Annotated in this window: 10 protein-coding genes; 2 read left to right on the top strand and 8 right to left on the bottom strand. The window is 70.4% G+C overall.

The window, feature by feature from the left end; all coding sequences use genetic code 11:
- Positions 1–38 precede the first annotated feature (38 nt).
- On the bottom strand, positions 39–2,321 hold the full coding sequence (locus tag JGU66_03290) for an ABC transporter permease (protein ID MBJ6759771.1): 2,283 nt from the start codon (positions 2,319–2,321) through the stop codon (positions 39–41).
- A 111-nt stretch (positions 2,322–2,432) separates the two neighbouring features.
- A complete protein-coding gene (locus JGU66_03285; GenBank protein MBJ6759770.1) occupies positions 2,433–2,957 on the bottom strand; it encodes an ureidoglycolate lyase in 525 nt (174 codons plus the stop codon).
- A 262-nt stretch (positions 2,958–3,219) separates the two neighbouring features.
- Here JGU66_03285 and JGU66_03280 point away from each other — a divergent pair, with 262 nt between their 5' ends.
- On the top strand, positions 3,220–3,684 hold the full coding sequence (locus JGU66_03280) for a DUF2569 family protein (protein MBJ6759769.1): 465 nt from the start codon (positions 3,220–3,222) through the stop codon (positions 3,682–3,684).
- A 26-nt stretch (positions 3,685–3,710) separates the two neighbouring features.
- Here JGU66_03280 and JGU66_03275 read toward each other — a convergent pair whose 3' ends face one another.
- Entirely contained in the window at positions 3,711–7,793 is a 4,083-nt protein-coding gene (locus JGU66_03275; GenBank protein ID MBJ6759768.1) for a hypothetical protein, read from the bottom strand.
- 184 nt (positions 7,794–7,977) lie between these two features.
- Between JGU66_03275 and JGU66_03270 the strand changes: the two genes are divergently transcribed.
- Positions 7,978–8,910: a LysR family transcriptional regulator gene (locus tag JGU66_03270; GenBank protein ID MBJ6759767.1), complete on the top strand. Its 933-nt coding sequence runs from the start codon at positions 7,978–7,980 to the stop codon at positions 8,908–8,910.
- On the opposite strand, the gene JGU66_03265 is transcribed toward JGU66_03270, so the two are convergent.
- The 5 genes from JGU66_03265 to JGU66_03245 form a co-directional block, all read right to left on the bottom strand.
- Entirely contained in the window at positions 8,876–9,358 is a 483-nt protein-coding gene (locus JGU66_03265) for a flagellar hook-length control protein (protein MBJ6759766.1), read from the bottom strand. The two genes, JGU66_03270 and JGU66_03265, sit on opposite strands and share 35 nt — an antisense overlap.
- An 85-nt stretch (positions 9,359–9,443) precedes the next feature.
- Positions 9,444–11,486, bottom strand: coding sequence for a hypothetical protein (locus JGU66_03260; GenBank protein MBJ6759765.1), 2,043 nt, complete (start codon positions 11,484–11,486; stop codon positions 9,444–9,446).
- A complete protein-coding gene (locus JGU66_03255; protein ID MBJ6759764.1) occupies positions 11,473–12,597 on the bottom strand; it encodes a DUF3142 domain-containing protein in 1,125 nt (374 codons plus the stop codon). Before JGU66_03255 ends, JGU66_03260 begins: the two co-directional genes overlap by 14 nt.
- A gap of 307 nt (positions 12,598–12,904) precedes the next feature.
- Positions 12,905–13,555, bottom strand: a complete 651-nt coding sequence (locus JGU66_03250; protein ID MBJ6759763.1) for a carbonic anhydrase — start codon at positions 13,553–13,555, stop codon at positions 12,905–12,907.
- A 98-nt stretch (positions 13,556–13,653) separates the two neighbouring features.
- Positions 13,654–15,702, bottom strand: coding sequence for a radical SAM protein (locus JGU66_03245; GenBank protein MBJ6759762.1), 2,049 nt, complete (start codon positions 15,700–15,702; stop codon positions 13,654–13,656).
- Between the last annotated feature and the right edge of the window lie 45 nt (positions 15,703–15,747).

The raw sequence follows: 15,747 nt of genomic DNA, 5'->3' as shown, positions 1-15,747 counted from the left end.
CTCGACCGCTCGAGTCCCAGTGGTGCCCCTCCCTTGCGCTACTCCGCCTTGAGGCCCTCCACCGGCTCCACGCTGCTGGCCTTGAGCGCCGGGTAGATGGAGGCGAGATAGGTGACGAGCACGGCGATGACCACGGCCAGCACGGTCTGCACCGGCTCGATGCGCACCGGGAGCGTCGACATGTAATAGACGGCCGCATCCATCTTGATGCCGACCTTCTCGATGAACAGACACCAGGAAAGGCCAGACATCAATCCGAGCAGGCCGCCCGCGACGCCGATCTGCAGGCCCTCCGCGAGGAATATCTTCACGATGCCGCCGTCCGGGACGCCCAGGGCCTTGAGGACGGCGATCTCCTTGCGCTTCTCCAGCACCATCATGATGACGGTGGCGACGATGAGGCCCGCGGCCACGATGATGATGATGGTGAGGATGATGCCCATCACCAGCTTCTGCAGGCGCAGCGCGGAGAAGAAGTTCTTGTTCATCGCGCCCCAATCCCGAGCCCGGTAGGGATAGCCGCCCAGCGTCTTCACCACCTGGTCGGCGGTGCGCCGCGCGTCGTCGATGTCCGCCACCTTCAGCTCGATGCCCGTGGCGCCCTCGACCGCGAAGAAGTCCTGGGCCTCGGTCAGGAGGATGTAGACGAACTTGGAGTCATACTCATACATGCCCGAGTAGAAGATGGCCGCCACGCGGAACGCGCGGCTCTTGGGGCTCGGGCCCGTGGGGCCCATCCCGCTGCCCAGCGGCGAGATGACCGTCACCGAGTCGCCCTCCGCCACACGCAGCGACGCCGCCAGCTCCCGGCCAATGATGATGCCTGGCTGCGCCGGGGTGCTGTTCCCCTCGGCGGGGGCTTCGTCTGCCGGTCCTCGGTGGACAATCTTCTCCGGCGTGTTGAGGAGGTCGACGGAGCCGCGCCCCTGGATGTTGCGCGGCAGGTCCGTCACGTCACCGACCGTCGTCGGGTCGATGCCCTTGATGATGACGCCGTCGACGTTGTGCTCGGAGGCAATCATCACCTGGTTGATGAGGAAGGGCGTCTGTCCCACGACGCCCGGCACCTTGCGGACGGTGTCCATGAGCTGGGGATACTCGGTCAGGCCGCCTGAGTATTTGGACAGCACGGCGTGCGCGTTGGTGCCCAATATCTTCTGTCGCAGCTCCGTCTCGAAGCCGCTCATCACGGACAAGACGATGATGAGCGCCATGACGCCCACGCCCACGCCCCCCACCGACAGGGCGGTCATCATCATGGTGGGAGACTGCGCTTGATTCTTGAGGCGGTTGAGGTCGGAAGCGGCGGCCAGCGGATCCATCAGGCCCAGCTCGCGGATGCGGGTGCGCTCCACCGCGGCTTCGGTCGAACGGAGGATGAAGTAGATGAGCAGCGGCGGAATGATGCCGAGCATCAGCACCGCCAGCGTGCCCAGCAGCAGCGAGGGGCGGAACACCGCCACGTGTCGGCGCGCGACGAACAGCTCGAAGCCCATCCTCAGGTCGATGCGCCCACTGCCGGTGGCGATGAAGCCCGTGCTGATGCCCAGCACCAGCGCCAGGACCAGGAACGTGAAGACCAGTCCGTATCCCAGCTCCGGGCGACTGAGCGCCTCCGCGACCTGCGTCAGCTCGCGCAGGTGACTGCCCAGCGTGAGCTGGAGCTCCGAGCTGTATCCCAGCATCGAGAGGACGATGGGGATGGGCAGGCCCAGATACAGCGCGCCGAGGGTGGCCTCGGGCCATGACAGGCGTTGCGCCCGCGAGGCGCCGAGGAAGCCCGCGAGGAAGGTCACCATCCCGCTGACGAGCAGTGCGATGACGAAGGCTCCGGTGGGCGTCAAAGACAGGACCCCGCCGGACAGCCCCTTCTGCAAGAGAATGAGGACGACCTCCGCCAGCAGGAAGCCGCCGCCGTACGCCGCCAGGGTTCGCCAATAGAAGTCCCGGTAGCGCGCCAGTCGCGGATACAGCGTGGCGCCCGCGGCCGGACTCGGGCCGCCTGGAGACTCCGGCAGACGGCGGATGCCGGCCGCGATGATTCCCCAACCGGCGAGCCAGACCGCAGTCCCCGCCAGCAGCACCCCCGAGGTGGAAGCGGGGGTGACCTCCTGCTGGGACGTCAGCAGGGCCGCGCTCAGGACCTGGACGAGGCTGCCCCAGCCCACGAGGGAGAGCCCCAGCGCGGGACTGGCCTCTCCCCACGACTGGGCAGATGCGAGCGCCACCCCGAGCAGGACGAAGCCCACGAGGGCAACGACGGCCCCCAGCCAGAGATAGGTCCAGCGATAGCCGGTCTGTCGTTCAGTGGAGGCGCGCACGCGGTCTTTCGTCTCCTCCGCTCAGGGGGCGCGGCGGGAGACCCGCAGCATGTCTCTTGGCGTCGGTGGGCTCCAGTCCGCCGTGCATCCCGGTGTATCGGCTCGGCCGTGTCAGTCCAGGTGGACGAGGCGCGGGACCGCGAGTGGATGAACGACGCAGTCCTCGGGGCCGCCGTCCTCCCAGGCGAGCATGGCGAACTCGGCGGGCGTGTCGAGCGCCACGATGGGGTGATGCCAGACGCCGCGGTGGTAGTTCACGCCTTGGCCCGGTCCCGCCACGAAGGCCATGAGTTGCTCCGGGTCGGGCCCACCCGAGGCCATCGTCGGCGAGACGCACACGAGGTATCGCGTGCAGCGCATGGGGAGGAAGGTCTGGCTCGACCGTGGGTGATGCTCCAGCAGTCCGACCGTGAAGGGCAGGGGTTGCGGTAGCGCGCGGAAGACCGCGAGGTTGGGCTTCGCTCCGCCGCGCGTGCTTTCGAGTCTCGCGGTCCAGTCGTAGCGCACCGCGGTTCCTTGGTTCGCCATCGCGCCCTCGGAGAGCCCCGCCGACACGACGTCACCAAACGGCGCGAAGCCCTCGGGCGTGAGGGCACGCGCCAGGAGTCCTCGGTGCGAAGGGACACGGTTCGTCATCCGCGGAGCTTATCGACTTGGACTGGCCGTGAGGCAATGTCAGCGCCGCCGGTGTCGGGCTTGGAGCGTCTGTTTTCCGATAGGAAGCGGCATGCCCGAAACGAGTGAGGCGGTGGCGTCTCCACCCCCCGCGCAGCTTCCCGAATTCTGCCCCCTCCATCCCGAGCGCGCCTGCATCGGGACGTGCGCGCGGTGCGGTGTCTTTCTTTGTGTGGCGTGCCGTCATCCGGTCGAGTCCAGCCTGTGCCACGCGTGTGTCCAGATGACTCGGCCCCAAGTGCGCCCAGGACTCAGCGGCTGGATGTGGCTCGCGCTGCTGCTGTTGACCGGGCAGGTCGTCTACTTCTTCGCCGAAGTCGTGTCGACCTGCCGGGAGGCCCAGGGCGCGGAATGGGCAGACATCTGGGCCAGCAAGGAGTGGCTCTTCATTGCTGGATATAACCTCGCCAGCCGTGGCGCTCTGGCCGTCTATGCCGTCATCTTGACGGTGGCCTTTCTCAGACGTCGTCGTTGGGTGCCTCGGCACATGACGTATTTCTTTGCTTGCGCCTTCATCCTCCGGAACGTCCTCGTGCCGGTCATTGGCGTCATGATGAATTCCAGCGGCTATGCCCAGATGGGAACAGCCCGCCTGATGTTCAGCTCTGTCTTCTCCGTGGCGGTGGTGTCCCTCTGGATTCGCTACTTCTCGAAGAACGACGACGTGAAGAAGACCTTCGTCACGTGACGCGGCCGGGGCTCCGCGAGAGCCCCTCACCACGTGGAGCTGGAGAAGCCGGAGCCACCCCCCGACGACGAGGAACCGTCGTCGCTGCCACCTCCGCTGCTGCCGCCGCTGTCGCTGCTCCACGAGGAGCTGGAGAAGCCCGAGTCGTCGCTGCTGCTCGATGAGGACGACGAGTCGCTGCTGCTACTGCTGCTGCTCCAGGAGAAGTGGGTGGTGTGCGCGGAGGCGTGTTGGCGACGGTGTCGCTCCTCGCGCTGGCGACGGGCTTCCTCCTCGTGTCGATGGCGTCGCTCCTCCGCGCGGCGTGCGGCCTCCGCGCGACGGTGTCGCTCCACCACGCGCTCGGCCTCGGCAAGGGCCTCCAGGGCCCGCGTTTCGGCCTGTCGGGCGTAGGCGGTGGCGACCGCGTAGTCTCCCGCGTTCAGCGCCGTGCGGGCGCTCGTGAGGAGCTGGGTGCCCGCGTCTCCCCTCAGGACGACCCCGTAGTCCCCCGGCCAGCGGCTGGCCTTGCGGACCTCTTGCGTGGCCTGGTTCACGACCTCCATGGCTTGCTTCGCCGCCTGCAGCTCGCGCGTCAGCACGGCCGCCGTTTTCGCGGCCGCGTTCGCGATGCGATCTCCCTCGGTGTCCAGGGCCGCCCAGTCGCCGTGGGCTTCGAGCAAGGTGGCGTCCGCACGTGCGAGCGCGGTCGTCAGGGCTTCCAGGGTGGCTCGGGCACCCGTCGTCTCCGCGCTGTCCGCGATGCCATCCTTGGTGGCCTTGCGCGCGAGCCCCTCGGCGTTCTCGACCGCCTTGCGCGTCAGTTTCAGGCTCACCTCGGCGGTGGCGTGCTCCTCATGATTGGCCTTGGCTCGCTGATGGAGTTGCAGCAGGGCCTGGCCCACGGCGGTGAGCTGCTCGGCGGCGGCGAAGGGCTCGGCGGGCTGCGCGTGGACCGCGTCTCGCGTCCGCGTGAGGTCCTGCTGGGCGCGGGTGATGTTGGCGATCGTGGACGAGGAGGTGCGGCGGTCGGTGGTGAGGGCCAGACACTGCTGGGCCATCTGCTCCGTGACAGCGAGCTGCTCCGTGTTGCGCGCCTCCAGGGCCTCGAGCTGCTGGAGCTTCTCGGCCAGCTCCGTCAGGCGGTGCTGCACGAGCGCGCAGCAGCCCTCGACCTGACCGAGGAGCGCATCGGCTTCGAGCAGGTGTCCCTGCGCGTGGGCCAAGGGCGCCGCTTCGAGCGCCTCTTGCGCTTGCCCCCAGCAGGCCGTGGCCTCCTGGAGGTTGTCGTGCACGGTGCCGTTCGCGTGCGGATGGGTGGGATCGCCCGCGCGCAGTTTCAGGGCGGCGGGCTGATAGCGCGGGAGGGCGCTCCCCAGCCGAACCTCATGCTCGGCGCGCTGGGCCTTCATGTCCCCGAGCAGGGCTTGGGCCGCGCGGAGGCGGGACGGGTAGCGCGCCGCGGCCTCGCGAGCCTTCACGACCATCGCATCCGCGTCGGTCACGCGGGCTTGGGCCGTGGCGAGTTGCTCGCGCACGGGGCCGAGTTCGCCGCTCCCCAATCCCACGAGGGCTTTGGCGAGCGCGGCCACGCCCGCGGAGAGTGGGGCGGAGGGGTTCTCATCTTTCTCGCGCAGCATCGCCGAGGCCGGCAGCCCCAGCGCGTGGCCCAGCTCCGTTCGCGCCGTGTCGGCGTCTTTCGCCGAGCGACTCAACTCCGCCTTCACACGGACGGCCTCGCCCGCGAGCGTCTCGGCCTGGGCGCTCCGGTCGCGCAGCCGCTCCATCGCCACGGTCAGCGCTTGGATGTCCGCGCCTGCTTCGCGCTTCACCAGGGCCGAGGCGATGTCCTCGGCCTGTCGGGCGAGCGCGGCGAGGCCGGTATCGAGCCACGCGCGAGACAAGGCCAGGCCCACGAGCGCGGTGGCCGCCTGTTCGGTGGCGGGGAGCAGCTCGCGCTGTCCTCGTTCGAGCGCGGCGTGGAGGGCCTCCGCGTCGTCGCGCAGTCGGCGAGCCGCGGTGAGCGGTCCTTCCAGCGCGGCGAGCGGATCCTTCGCGAGCAGGGGGCGCGCTTGCGCCAGGAGCGTCTCCAGGGCGGGAGTGACGCGCGATTGAAGCGAGGGCGCGTGGAGCACGGACCCCTTCGCGGCCAGGGCGCTCAGCTCCGCGAGGACGCGCTCCATCGCGGACACGCTCTCCTGGGTGCGCTCGGTCGACTTCTCCAGGGCCTCCAGTGCGGCCGCCGCGCTCCCCGCTCGCCCATTGAATGCCTCGACGAGCGCCGCGAAGGAGAGCGAGAAGGGCTGATAGCTGGAGAGGCTGCCGATGAGCTTCTGCGCCTGCGTGCGCCCCCCGCGCAGCACCAGCTCGACGCCGTCGTCTGGCTCGAAGGCGATGGGTTGATCCCGCAGCAGGCTCACGGCGCGCATGTAGCGCCCGGTCGTGAGGTGGGCCGCGAGGGCGCTCCAGGCTCCTCGCGCCTCCAGCTGTTCTTCCGCGGCCGAGAGCACGCGGGTGGCGGCCACGGACAACAGGAACAGCTCGTCCACGTCGGAGGAGAGCTTCAAGGCGCGTGTCTGCGTGATGCCCTCATAGCGCGCGCGGATGTCCTCCTGACTGGCGCCGGCGACCAGGTGCGTGCGCTCCAGCATGCCGAACAGCGCCTGGGTCTTCTCATCCAGGGCGGTGCGCCACTGGGACAGCAGCGCGAGTGCCTCCTTGGCGTGGCGGTTGCGGCGGCGACGCGCGCGGATGAGCAGCACCATCGCGGTGACCGTGGCGATGAGCATGCCCAGCACCCGCAGCGCTCGCGCGCCCTCCGCGTTCTGGATGGCCACTCGCGCGGACTCCAGCGCCGCGTCGGCCCGAGTGAGCTCCTGGAGGAAGCGGGCCCGGTCCTGCTGCTCGAAGGCCGCGTGGGCCTGTTGCTGCGCCTCGCGCGTGGTGGCGAGCGGTGCCTGGGCCACCGAGGCGAGCGTGTGTCGGGAGAGCGTCTCCACCAGCTCCGGCAGCTCCTGGAGTCGCTGCTGACTCGCGACGAGGGTGTCGAGCCGGGTGCGCGCTTCGCGAATCCGGGCGGCGGCGCTCTCGAGGCGCTTGGCGTAGTCGGGCGCCATCGCCGTCACCGCGACGCGCGCGGCCTCGACCTCCACGCGTGCGGTCTCCAGCTCCGGGAGGAGCATGGGCTTGAGGGGATGGGCCAGCAGCGTGTTCAGCTCCGCCTCGCGTTGGTGCTGCTGGGTGAGGGCCTCCATGCACTCCGCCAGCTCCTGGCTCGACCGGGTGAGGGCCACGCGCAGCTCGGCCTGGAGGGTCTTCGCGACCTCGGGGCGCGCGCGGGCCTCGGGTTCGAGATGGCCGAGGGCCTCGGCGAGCCGGGTTCGCATGCCCTCGAGGTCCGGATTCGCCTGACGAACGCCCTCGGGCGGGTGCCCCTCGAACAAGGTGCGGTGCCGGGCCGTGAGCGTGTCCAGCTCCGAACCCAGCTCCTGGAGCGAGCCGCGCACGGCGTTCAGCTCCGCCTGCCGCGCCTCGCGCTCCTTCTGGAGCTGTTGCGCCAAGCGTCCCTGGATGGTGGTGATGGTGTCTCGCACCGCGTCGAGGACCCGGCCTCCGCTGCGCATGGCGGCGATGGCCGAGGCATCCAGCTCGCCTTGCCAGTGCGACTCGCCGAGCCCGCGCTTGTCCATCGCGTCCGAGCCGAAATACGACAGGTTCCGCTCGCGCAGGGAGAGCAGGAAGATGGCGCCGTCCTGCTCGTCCGTGTCCGGATGTCGCAAGGCGCCGAAGTTCGTGCGATTCGAGAGCCCTTTTCCGAGCGCCTGCTTCGCGGCCTCGACGCCCTCGTAGCGAGTGCCCGCGGCGTCCGTGAAGCGCTCCTGCTCCGCGTCGTTGGCGAGCACCACCGTCCAGTGGGGGGCCTTCTGGGTCAGCCAGACCTCCAGCTCGCGGAGCTGCTCGTCGGAGGCGCCCACGTCGCCCTTCACGTAGAGGTGCTGAGAGTCCTTCCAGGCTTCCATCACCCGTGTGACGCCTCGCACGCGCAGCGGGCGCTGGGCCGCGGTGGCGGAGGTTCCCAGCAGGAGGAGGGCGACGACGACCAGCGTGGCGGCGGAGCGGGGATGGATCATCAGGGGAGGGCGGGAACGGGATGTGCGGGGAGAAGAGGTGCCCCGGCCCGGTGCCGTGGCGCCTCCTTCCCGATGAAACGTGGAGCGGCGTGATTCTTGTCCGCTCTGTTGCGGGATGGGAAGTCGCCGCGCCGCTCCAGGGCCCGCGTGGATGCGATTAGACTCGCGGCCACGAGGAGCGAGCATGGACCTGGAAGAGCTGCGCGCCTTTCTCGATGTGGCGGAGACGGGCTCGTTTCTGGCTGCCGCGGATGCCCTGGGCGTGTCGCGGACGACGTTGCGTCGGCGGGTGGAGGCGCTGGAGGCGCGCGCAGGCGTGCCCCTGCTCAAGAGCACCAGCCAGGGCATCGTCCTGACCGATGCGGGCGGCGTGCTGGCGCGGCGCGGGCGCGTGATGATGCAGGAGACGAGCGCCCTCCTGGCCTCCATCCGCGAGGTGGGGCAGGCCCCGTCAGGCGTGCTGCGAGTGGTGCTGCCCGTGGGGCTCCCGCCGCATCTGCTGAGCCCCTTGCTGGGCCTGCTGCGCGCGGCCTATCCGCTGCTGCGCGTGCATGCCCGCTTCAGCGCGGATCCGCTGAGCGAGCCGCTCGAGGACGTGGACCTCGCGGCGCACTTTGGCGAGGACGTGCCCAAGGGACCGTGGCTGTCCTTCGTGGTGATGCGAGTGCGCGAGGGGCTCGTCGCCAGCCCGGAGTACCTCCAGCGTCGAGGGACCCCGGACTCGGTGGAGGCGCTGCGAGAGCACGAGCTGTTCGCCTGGGAGGCGCCGCACGCGGATGCGCGTCAGTGGCCGCGCGTGGGCGGTGCGCTGTTCACGGTCGAGCCGGCGCTCATCACGCCGGACATCCACTTCATCCGCACCTGCTGCCTGGCGGGGCAGGGCATCGGGCTGGTGCCCAGCGTGGACCTCCCCGACCCCGGCGTTCCGCCAGACTCCCTGGTGGCGGTGTTGCCCGAGGAGGTCGGCCGCGTTCACGCGGTGCGCATCAGCGTGCCCGAGGCCCTGGCCGAGATTCCGAAGATCCGACTGGTGCTCACCCACGTGCGCGACTTCCTCGCCGCCACGGAGGGACTGGGCGCGGCTACGGGTTCCAGCAGTTCGCGTTCTGGCCGTTGATGTACGTCCAGAACCGGAGATCTCCGCGCACGTTGCCGTAGGCGTACCAGTTCCATCCGCCCCCGCCGTCGTGGAACTCGGCCATGCGCCATCCGGTACCAAACGCGCTCGCGCAGAACTGGTTGGCGACGGCGAGGCTCGTCAGCGAGGTGCCCGACACGGGCAGGGTGGTGGCGAGATTCGCGCCGGTCCAGCCGTTGTAGAAGTCCGGCGTGATGCCGGGCGGCACGGGCGCGCCATCCTGCTTGAGACAGAGCACGGGCAGGACGGCGGTGCACGCGGTCTCACCCTGATAGGCATTGCAGTTCGAGCACCCCACGAGATCCACGCCAGCGGTATGGTCGATCTTCGTCCAGGTCATGCCCTTGCCTCCCGTGGCGAGGGCGGTGGGAACCGCCAGCAAGGAGACAACCAACACCACGAGCCGCACATCACATCGTCTGTTCATGGCGCTCGGATAGGGAGATGTGCCGTGGGGCGCAAGGGGGGAGCACCCTGCGCGCCCACTCGGAGGACCGCGAATGTCCTCTAGTTCACGGCGCCTGACGTCGGCGGCGCAGCCACAGCGCGGCGCCCATCGCGAGCGGCAGCATGCCGCCCCCCAGGGCCGCGGCCAGCGTGCGGCGCCGCACGTTCTTCCACGGCAGGGAGAGCTTGGACTGGGTCTCCCGGACCTTGTTGAAGTCCGGCTCCAGGCACGCTTGTCCGAACTGCCAGGTCCCCGGGATGGCCGCGCCCTTCTGGAGATAGGTGCGCCACAGCCGTTGGCCTCGGGCGGAGTCGGTGGAGGCCGTGAAGCGCGCCGCGTGGCACAGCAGCATCGCGTAGGCCTGGCTGCGCGGTGGCATGAGCGCCGCGGCCTCCTCGGCGAGGTCCGCCGCCGTCGAGCGGTAGTGGAAGCGCAGGGGCGAAGGCGGCGCATGGGCCTTGCGCCGAGCGCTCTCCGCGTCCGAGAGCAGCGGCGTTCCTTTCAGCACGGGGGAGAGCACCTCGCGCATGGAGTCATCCGGGGTGCTGAACTCCTCGTTCGTGTCCAGGGAGTAGTCACCCGCGGTCCAGGCCCAGTCGGGAGACGCCTCGGTCCCCAGCAGCTCCATGCCCAGGCGCCGCGCGAGCCGCGATGCCGTGTACAGCGCTTGCGCCTTGTCGACGGCGTTGGACGTGCTCCGCGCCCGCGCGAGGAGGTCCGTGTACTCACGCGCCGGCTGCTCCCATTCGGTGCCTCGGAAGTACTCCATCGCCTCCTGGTCCGCGTGCGTGCGCAGCAGGCGCCGCGCGAGCACGCTCCGCAGCATCTCCGCCGTGCTCTTCTCCTTCGCACCGTAGGGCGCGAAGGGCGCGCAGTTCAGCCCGGCCTGCTCGGCGACCGTGCGGACCTGGGTGGACGCGGCGTGGGTCGCCACCAGCTTCTTCAGCTCCTCCACGGTGAGGACGCGCTCGGCCACCTCCGCCGCGTCCGGCCAGTAGCAGGTCTCCACCAGCGTCTCCGCCGAGCGCGCGAAGTCACCGCGCGCGAGTGCGAGCACCGCGCGCTCTCCCTCCAGCCGCAGGTGCGGGCGGAAGTCGGCGATGGGGCCCTCGCCCGTCCAGTCCTCCGACGCGGGGATGCCCGCCGAGGCCTCCGCGAGCAGTCGCTCCGCCTCCGCCGCGTCGCCTCGCCGCAGCGCGAGCTTGGCGCGCACCCAGGTCGAGAGCGGCGTGTGCTCCAGTCCGGCGAAGCGCTCGGCCTGCTCGAAGCGGCCCGCTCGCCATGCGGCCGCCGCGAGCTGGTCCGCGCCCGCCAGCCCAGGCACCTCCGCCAGCGCGTCGAGGGTCTTCGCCACGCGCTCGATGCGATGGTCGTCCGAGCCGTCCCACTCGCGGGCGCGAGTCCACACATAGGCCGTCATCAGTCGCTGCGCCACCGGGTCCTTCAGCGCCTTCTTCAGCCGGGCCTGATCCCTTGTGAGCGCTCGCGCGACCAGGAGCAGCGACGTCTGCGCGTGTTGACTGCCATGCGCCGCCTGCTCCGCGTAGAGGCGGATCGCGCCCGCGTCATCACCCGCTTCCAGGAGGAAGCGCGCTTCCTCGCCGAAGCTGGCCAGCGCGAGGCCGAGCGGATCCTCGAACCCCTGGCGCGCCAGCTCGCGCACCTCGCGGAAGTTCGGCACGGCCTCCTGTTGGAAGCCCGCGCCGGACGTGCGGCCCAGCATGTAGCGCGCGAAGGTGGAGAAGCGGCGACGCTGCTCGGCCGGCAGTGCGAGGACGGCCTGGAAGGTTTCGCGCGCCTTCAGGATGTATCCCTGCTGATAGGCCTCCGCGCCGGCCTGGTAGAGCTGCGTCTCCTGGGCCCCGCCGCCCACCCGCGCCCCCTTGGGCTCCTCCCAGTCCTCGATGACGGGGAAGGGCTTCTCGGGGCGAGGCACCAGCCGTGACGCTTCGAGGGCGAAGGAGCCCTCGGGAAGCTCGGCCAGCGTCCTCGCGCGGTCGTTGAGCAGGAAGGGCGGGAAGTCGGGCCCGCACGCGCGCGCGGCGCGCCAAGGCGCGAGCAGCGTCACGGCGACGAGAGAGGACAGCCACACACTACGGAGCGACAAGGGACACCTCGGTTCCTCGCACGAAGCCCACGATGCGACGCTCACCGACGCGCAGGCGAGGAGGCGTGCGCGCCACGAGCGAGGTCCCTTGCGAGGCGTATCCCGCCACGCCTTCGAGGACCTCGATGTTTCCAGAAAGAGAGAGCCGGGACGGCGCGTCCGCGTCCACGAGACCGGTGTTCTCCAGGACGATGTCGCGCGTCCCATGGCCCGCGTCCACCAGCTGAGGAGAGAGCCGCGCGTCCAGCGAGCCGCCGGTCAGGACCGCCGCCAGCGTGGCCGGACTCCACGCATCCAGGTCGCCCCGCGAGCCGAGCCGGAACCACACGATGCCTTCCACGCCCTCCACCGGATCCTCGCGCAGCGAGGCCAGGAAGCGGCCGACGTCCCGAGGCTCCACGCCCAGCCGGGTGCCATCGCGCAGCCTCGCGCGGTACGTCGGCAATGCCAGACGGAAGGGATGGTGGGTGGCCTTGGCCCAGGACTCCGCGAAGGCTCGCGCCTGCTCCGGCGTGAAGAGCGTGGGCGCGCGCACGGCGTGCACCTGGAGGACGACCTCATCCGGCAGAGAGACCAGTCGCGCCACGCGCGGCGAGGAGGCCCAGGTGGGCAGCGCGGTGATGGACAGCCGCAGTCCGTCCAGTGAGGCGCGCTCGCGTTCGAGCCAGTCGGCATAGGCCCCGAGCGAGGCCGTGGCGCAGTCGTGGTCCACCTCGACGCCACGCACCCGAACGCCGCGCGCCCGCCATTCCCGAGCCCGCGCCGCGACCTCTTGCAGCGAGAGCCCCTCCAGGGGCGCCGTGCCATCCACGCGCATCACCGCCACCACCTCGCGACCTCCGCGCGCCAGCGCCTCCACGTCCACGGGCACGTCCACGCGCACGCGCTCCGGCCCGGAGAACTCGCGGGCCAGCACCCGCAGCACGCCCACCTGCGCGGGCGCCTCACGCACAGCCTCGCTCAGCTCGGGCGACCACTCGCGCTGCCACACGTAGGCGTCATGCACGAGGGGCCGAGGCCGCTCCCGAGAACACGCCAGCCCGAGCGCGAGGCACACGGCTCCCACGAGCCTTGCGTGGCCTGACTTCCAGAACTGTGGGGTGAAGGGCATGACGGACCGGCGGACGGCGCGCATGGTGCCATGTCTGGCCGACGCGTGCGCTGCTCTCGTCGTGGTGGCTGCTCGCATGCCCAGGGACGGGGCGTGCTCACCGGACTCCGCATTCCCCAGCGGGTCCGGGGCCGCCCGGCGACGTGCGAGGTCCCTCGGAGCAAGGGCCCCAAGGCGTCCCCAGGCATGGGGGGCGGCACAGGCGGATGGCTCGAAGCGCCTGGCCGTACCTCCTGCTTCGCCGCGCCCGCGTCTCGCGACGTCGGGTGGGCGGTGCTCGGCGGCGGCGTGATGCCGCCGAGTGGCGTCAGAAGATGGTGTCCTTGTCGGTGAGGTTGTAGACCTCTTGCACGCCGCGCAGGAGCTGGGGGAAGTCGAGCTGCAGGTCCTTCAGGTGCCCGGTGCGCATGTCGAAGACCCAGCCGTGCACCGTGGGGAACCCGCCGTTCACGTAGGAGCGCTGCACCGCGGCGGTCTTGATGATGCTGATGCACTGCTCGGTGACGTTCAGCTCGACGAGCCGCGCGTAGCGCGCTTCCTGATCCGCCAGCGCGTCCAGCTCCGCCTTGTGCAGACGGTAGACGTCGCGCACGTTGCGGAGCCAGGGGTTGAGGATGCCCAGGTCGCGCGGCTGCATGGCGGCGCGCACTCCCTGGCAGCCGTAGTGGCCGCACACGATGATGTGCTTCACCGACAGGTAGCGGACGGCGTAGTTGATGACCGCCATCACGTTCAGGTCGACGTTGTTGACCAGGTTCGCCACGTTGCGGTGGACGAACACCTCGCCGGGCTCCACGCCCATGATTTCGTTGGCGGGGACACGGCTGTCGGAGCAGCCGATGTAGAGGTAGTCCGGATTGTGCTCCGCGGACAGGCGCTCGAAGTACTGGGGGTCACCCTTCGTCTTCTCGGCGGCCCAGCGGCGGTTGTTCTCGAACAGCTGCTCGTAGGATGGCATGGCGGCCCTGGCATGCCCGCCTTCGCTCCAAGGTGTCAACCCAGAAGATGGGAACGAGAAGGTGGGTGTTCGGGCCGAGGCATCCGACACGCCACCGCTCAGCGGTGCTTCGCCAGCAGCTCCCGCCGGATGCGCCGCAGGCTCTCCGCGAGGGGATTCGCCGCGCCCAGCCGTACCCAGGGCTTCTCACCCAGCAGGGGCCCCAGCTCGATGAGCGCGGGCAGCACGCGCAGGGGCTCCAGGGTGTTGACCGCGAGGGTCACGTGCTTGGCGTGGACCGAGGTGACCGTGAGTTGATCCTCGGGCTTCATGTAGGGCCGCAACCGCGACGTGAACTCAGCGGCTTCGAGCTTCGTGTTCGAGAAGAACGCCGCGATCTCGATGTGAAGGCTCGTGAGGAGTCGCGCGGTGCCGCCGTGTTTCAGGGCGAGCTGTCCCAGCCGCGGTCCGATATGCGGCGCCTCGATGAGGATGTGCTGCCCGGCCACGCGGAAGTCGCCGCCCAGGTTCCGCCCGAAGCGCGTCGCCGAGTCATCGCTGGGGAACTTGAGCCACAGGCGCTCGGGGCCCTCGGGCTGACGCTGGATGGCGAGCCGCAGGGGCAGCAGCGTCTCATCGGGCGCTTCCACCAGCTCCGCCGCCAGGCGCGCGTCATGTCGCTCGGCCAGGGACTTCAACCACTCGACACGTGGGAGCAGGGCCTCGCTGTGGTCCGTGGCGATCGAGAAGGGGACCACGCCGAAGAGGACCGACGCCGACGCATCCGTGGCGAAGCTCCCCACGTCCTCGCTGGCCAGTTCGACCTCCAGCGCCTCGAGCGCGCGCTCGGAGCCGGCGGTGAAGCCGACCGCCAAGGAGGTCTGCGAATGACCGTGGACAGAGGAGTGGACCTCCCGTCCCCCGCGCTTCCAGACGAGCCTCCGCAGCGAGGGGAAGTCATCGCTCAGCGTCATGTCGGTGTAGAACATGACGGTCTTCCCGACGGAGAAGAGGGCCTCGGGGGGCGTCTCGTCTGCGGTGACGTGGATGCCCTCGGCCTCCAGCAATCGCAGCCACGGTTCGGGGTAGCCCCGACGCTTCGGGTCGAAGGGAAGCGCGAGGGCATCGACCAGGTCCGAGGCCTGCTGCGCGGTCTCGAAGCGGCCCACCAGGAGGCAGTCGCCGCTGTTGTTCCCCGAGAAGCCCCGCCACACGCGCACGCCCGGAGTCAGCGATGCCGCGGCCGGGACGCCCGCGCGCGCACAGCCGCGCAACGGGGCCGCCGAGGCGAGTGTGTCCGGGCGCTGGGCCCACGCCGCGAGCACGTCCTCCGCCGAGGCGATGGGGATGCCTCGCGACTGGAAGGAGCAGGCCTTGAGCTCCCGCTGCGAGGTGAGGGTGACGAAGTCGAGGCCCGCGCCACAGTCCCCGTCGAACAGTCGAGGCACCTCGACGAGCGCGTCACCGAAGCAGACAGAGAGCCGGGTCCGGAGCGGACTCTCGGCGACCACTTGCGTGAGTCGCGCCTCGTCGCGCGCGTTCAGGTGGAGCCGCGCCTCGGGGCCCACGTAGCGCAAGAGGGCCACGTCGCGGCACCCCAGGTCGCGCAGCCGGTGCAGCATCGCGGGCAGCGCCTCCAGTCGCTCGGGCGTGGCGAGGACATTCACCCCGAACGTCACCCCCCCGCGCGCGAGGTGCGGGACCGTCTCTTCCCACGCGTTGTCGTCGTAGAGCGACACGCGCACCTCGCCCAGGTGCGGGGCCAGTCGCGCCAGCCGCTCGTCGCTCAGCAGCGTGCCGTTCGTGGTGAGGTGGATGGCCAGCGGCGTCTCGGTGGCGAGGCGCTCCACGAGGGTGTCGAAGCCTCGGAACGCCAGCGGCTCTCCGCCGCCGAACGCGACCTCCAGCGTGCCGGCCCGGGCGAGTCCGGCGAGGACCTCGAAGGCCGAGTCCGGGGTCCAGTCACTTCGCGCCGCGCGGTCCCGGGAGCAGAAGCCGCAGGTCAGGTTGCACGCGTTGGTGATGCCGAAGAGGACCAGCCGTGGGGCCCGGCGCCGCAGGTGCCGAGTGCCCGGGCTGTCGATGCGCACGTGCGTGCCCGTGCTTGGGTGGAACCACAGCAAGGCGCCATCCAGGGCATGGGGACGCCAGTCGGGGAGCGGTGTCACGAAGAGCCTCCAGCGAGTGCAGCGGTCCCCTACAGCCCGAGCCCC

It is taken from the genome of Myxococcaceae bacterium JPH2 (genome assembly GCA_016458225.1).
Taxonomy (GTDB): Bacteria; Myxococcota; Myxococcia; order Myxococcales; family Myxococcaceae; genus Citreicoccus.
This window is presented reverse-complemented; position numbering and strand designations above follow the sequence as displayed.

Coding starts and splice junctions, on each gene's coding strand:
- JGU66_03285 (MBJ6759770.1), bottom strand. CDS start 2,957: ATGACGAACCGTGTCCCTTCGCACCGAGGACTCCTGGCGCGTGCCCTC.
- JGU66_03280 (MBJ6759769.1), top strand. CDS start 3,220: ATGACTCGGCCCCAAGTGCGCCCAGGACTCAGCGGCTGGATGTGGCTC.
- JGU66_03275 (MBJ6759768.1), bottom strand. CDS start 7,793: ATGATCCATCCCCGCTCCGCCGCCACGCTGGTCGTCGTCGCCCTCCTC.
- JGU66_03270 (MBJ6759767.1), top strand. CDS start 7,978: ATGGACCTGGAAGAGCTGCGCGCCTTTCTCGATGTGGCGGAGACGGGC.
- JGU66_03265 (MBJ6759766.1), bottom strand. CDS start 9,358: ATGAACAGACGATGTGATGTGCGGCTCGTGGTGTTGGTTGTCTCCTTG.
- JGU66_03255 (MBJ6759764.1), bottom strand. CDS start 12,597: ATGCCCTTCACCCCACAGTTCTGGAAGTCAGGCCACGCAAGGCTCGTG.
- JGU66_03250 (MBJ6759763.1), bottom strand. CDS start 13,555: ATGCCATCCTACGAGCAGCTGTTCGAGAACAACCGCCGCTGGGCCGCC.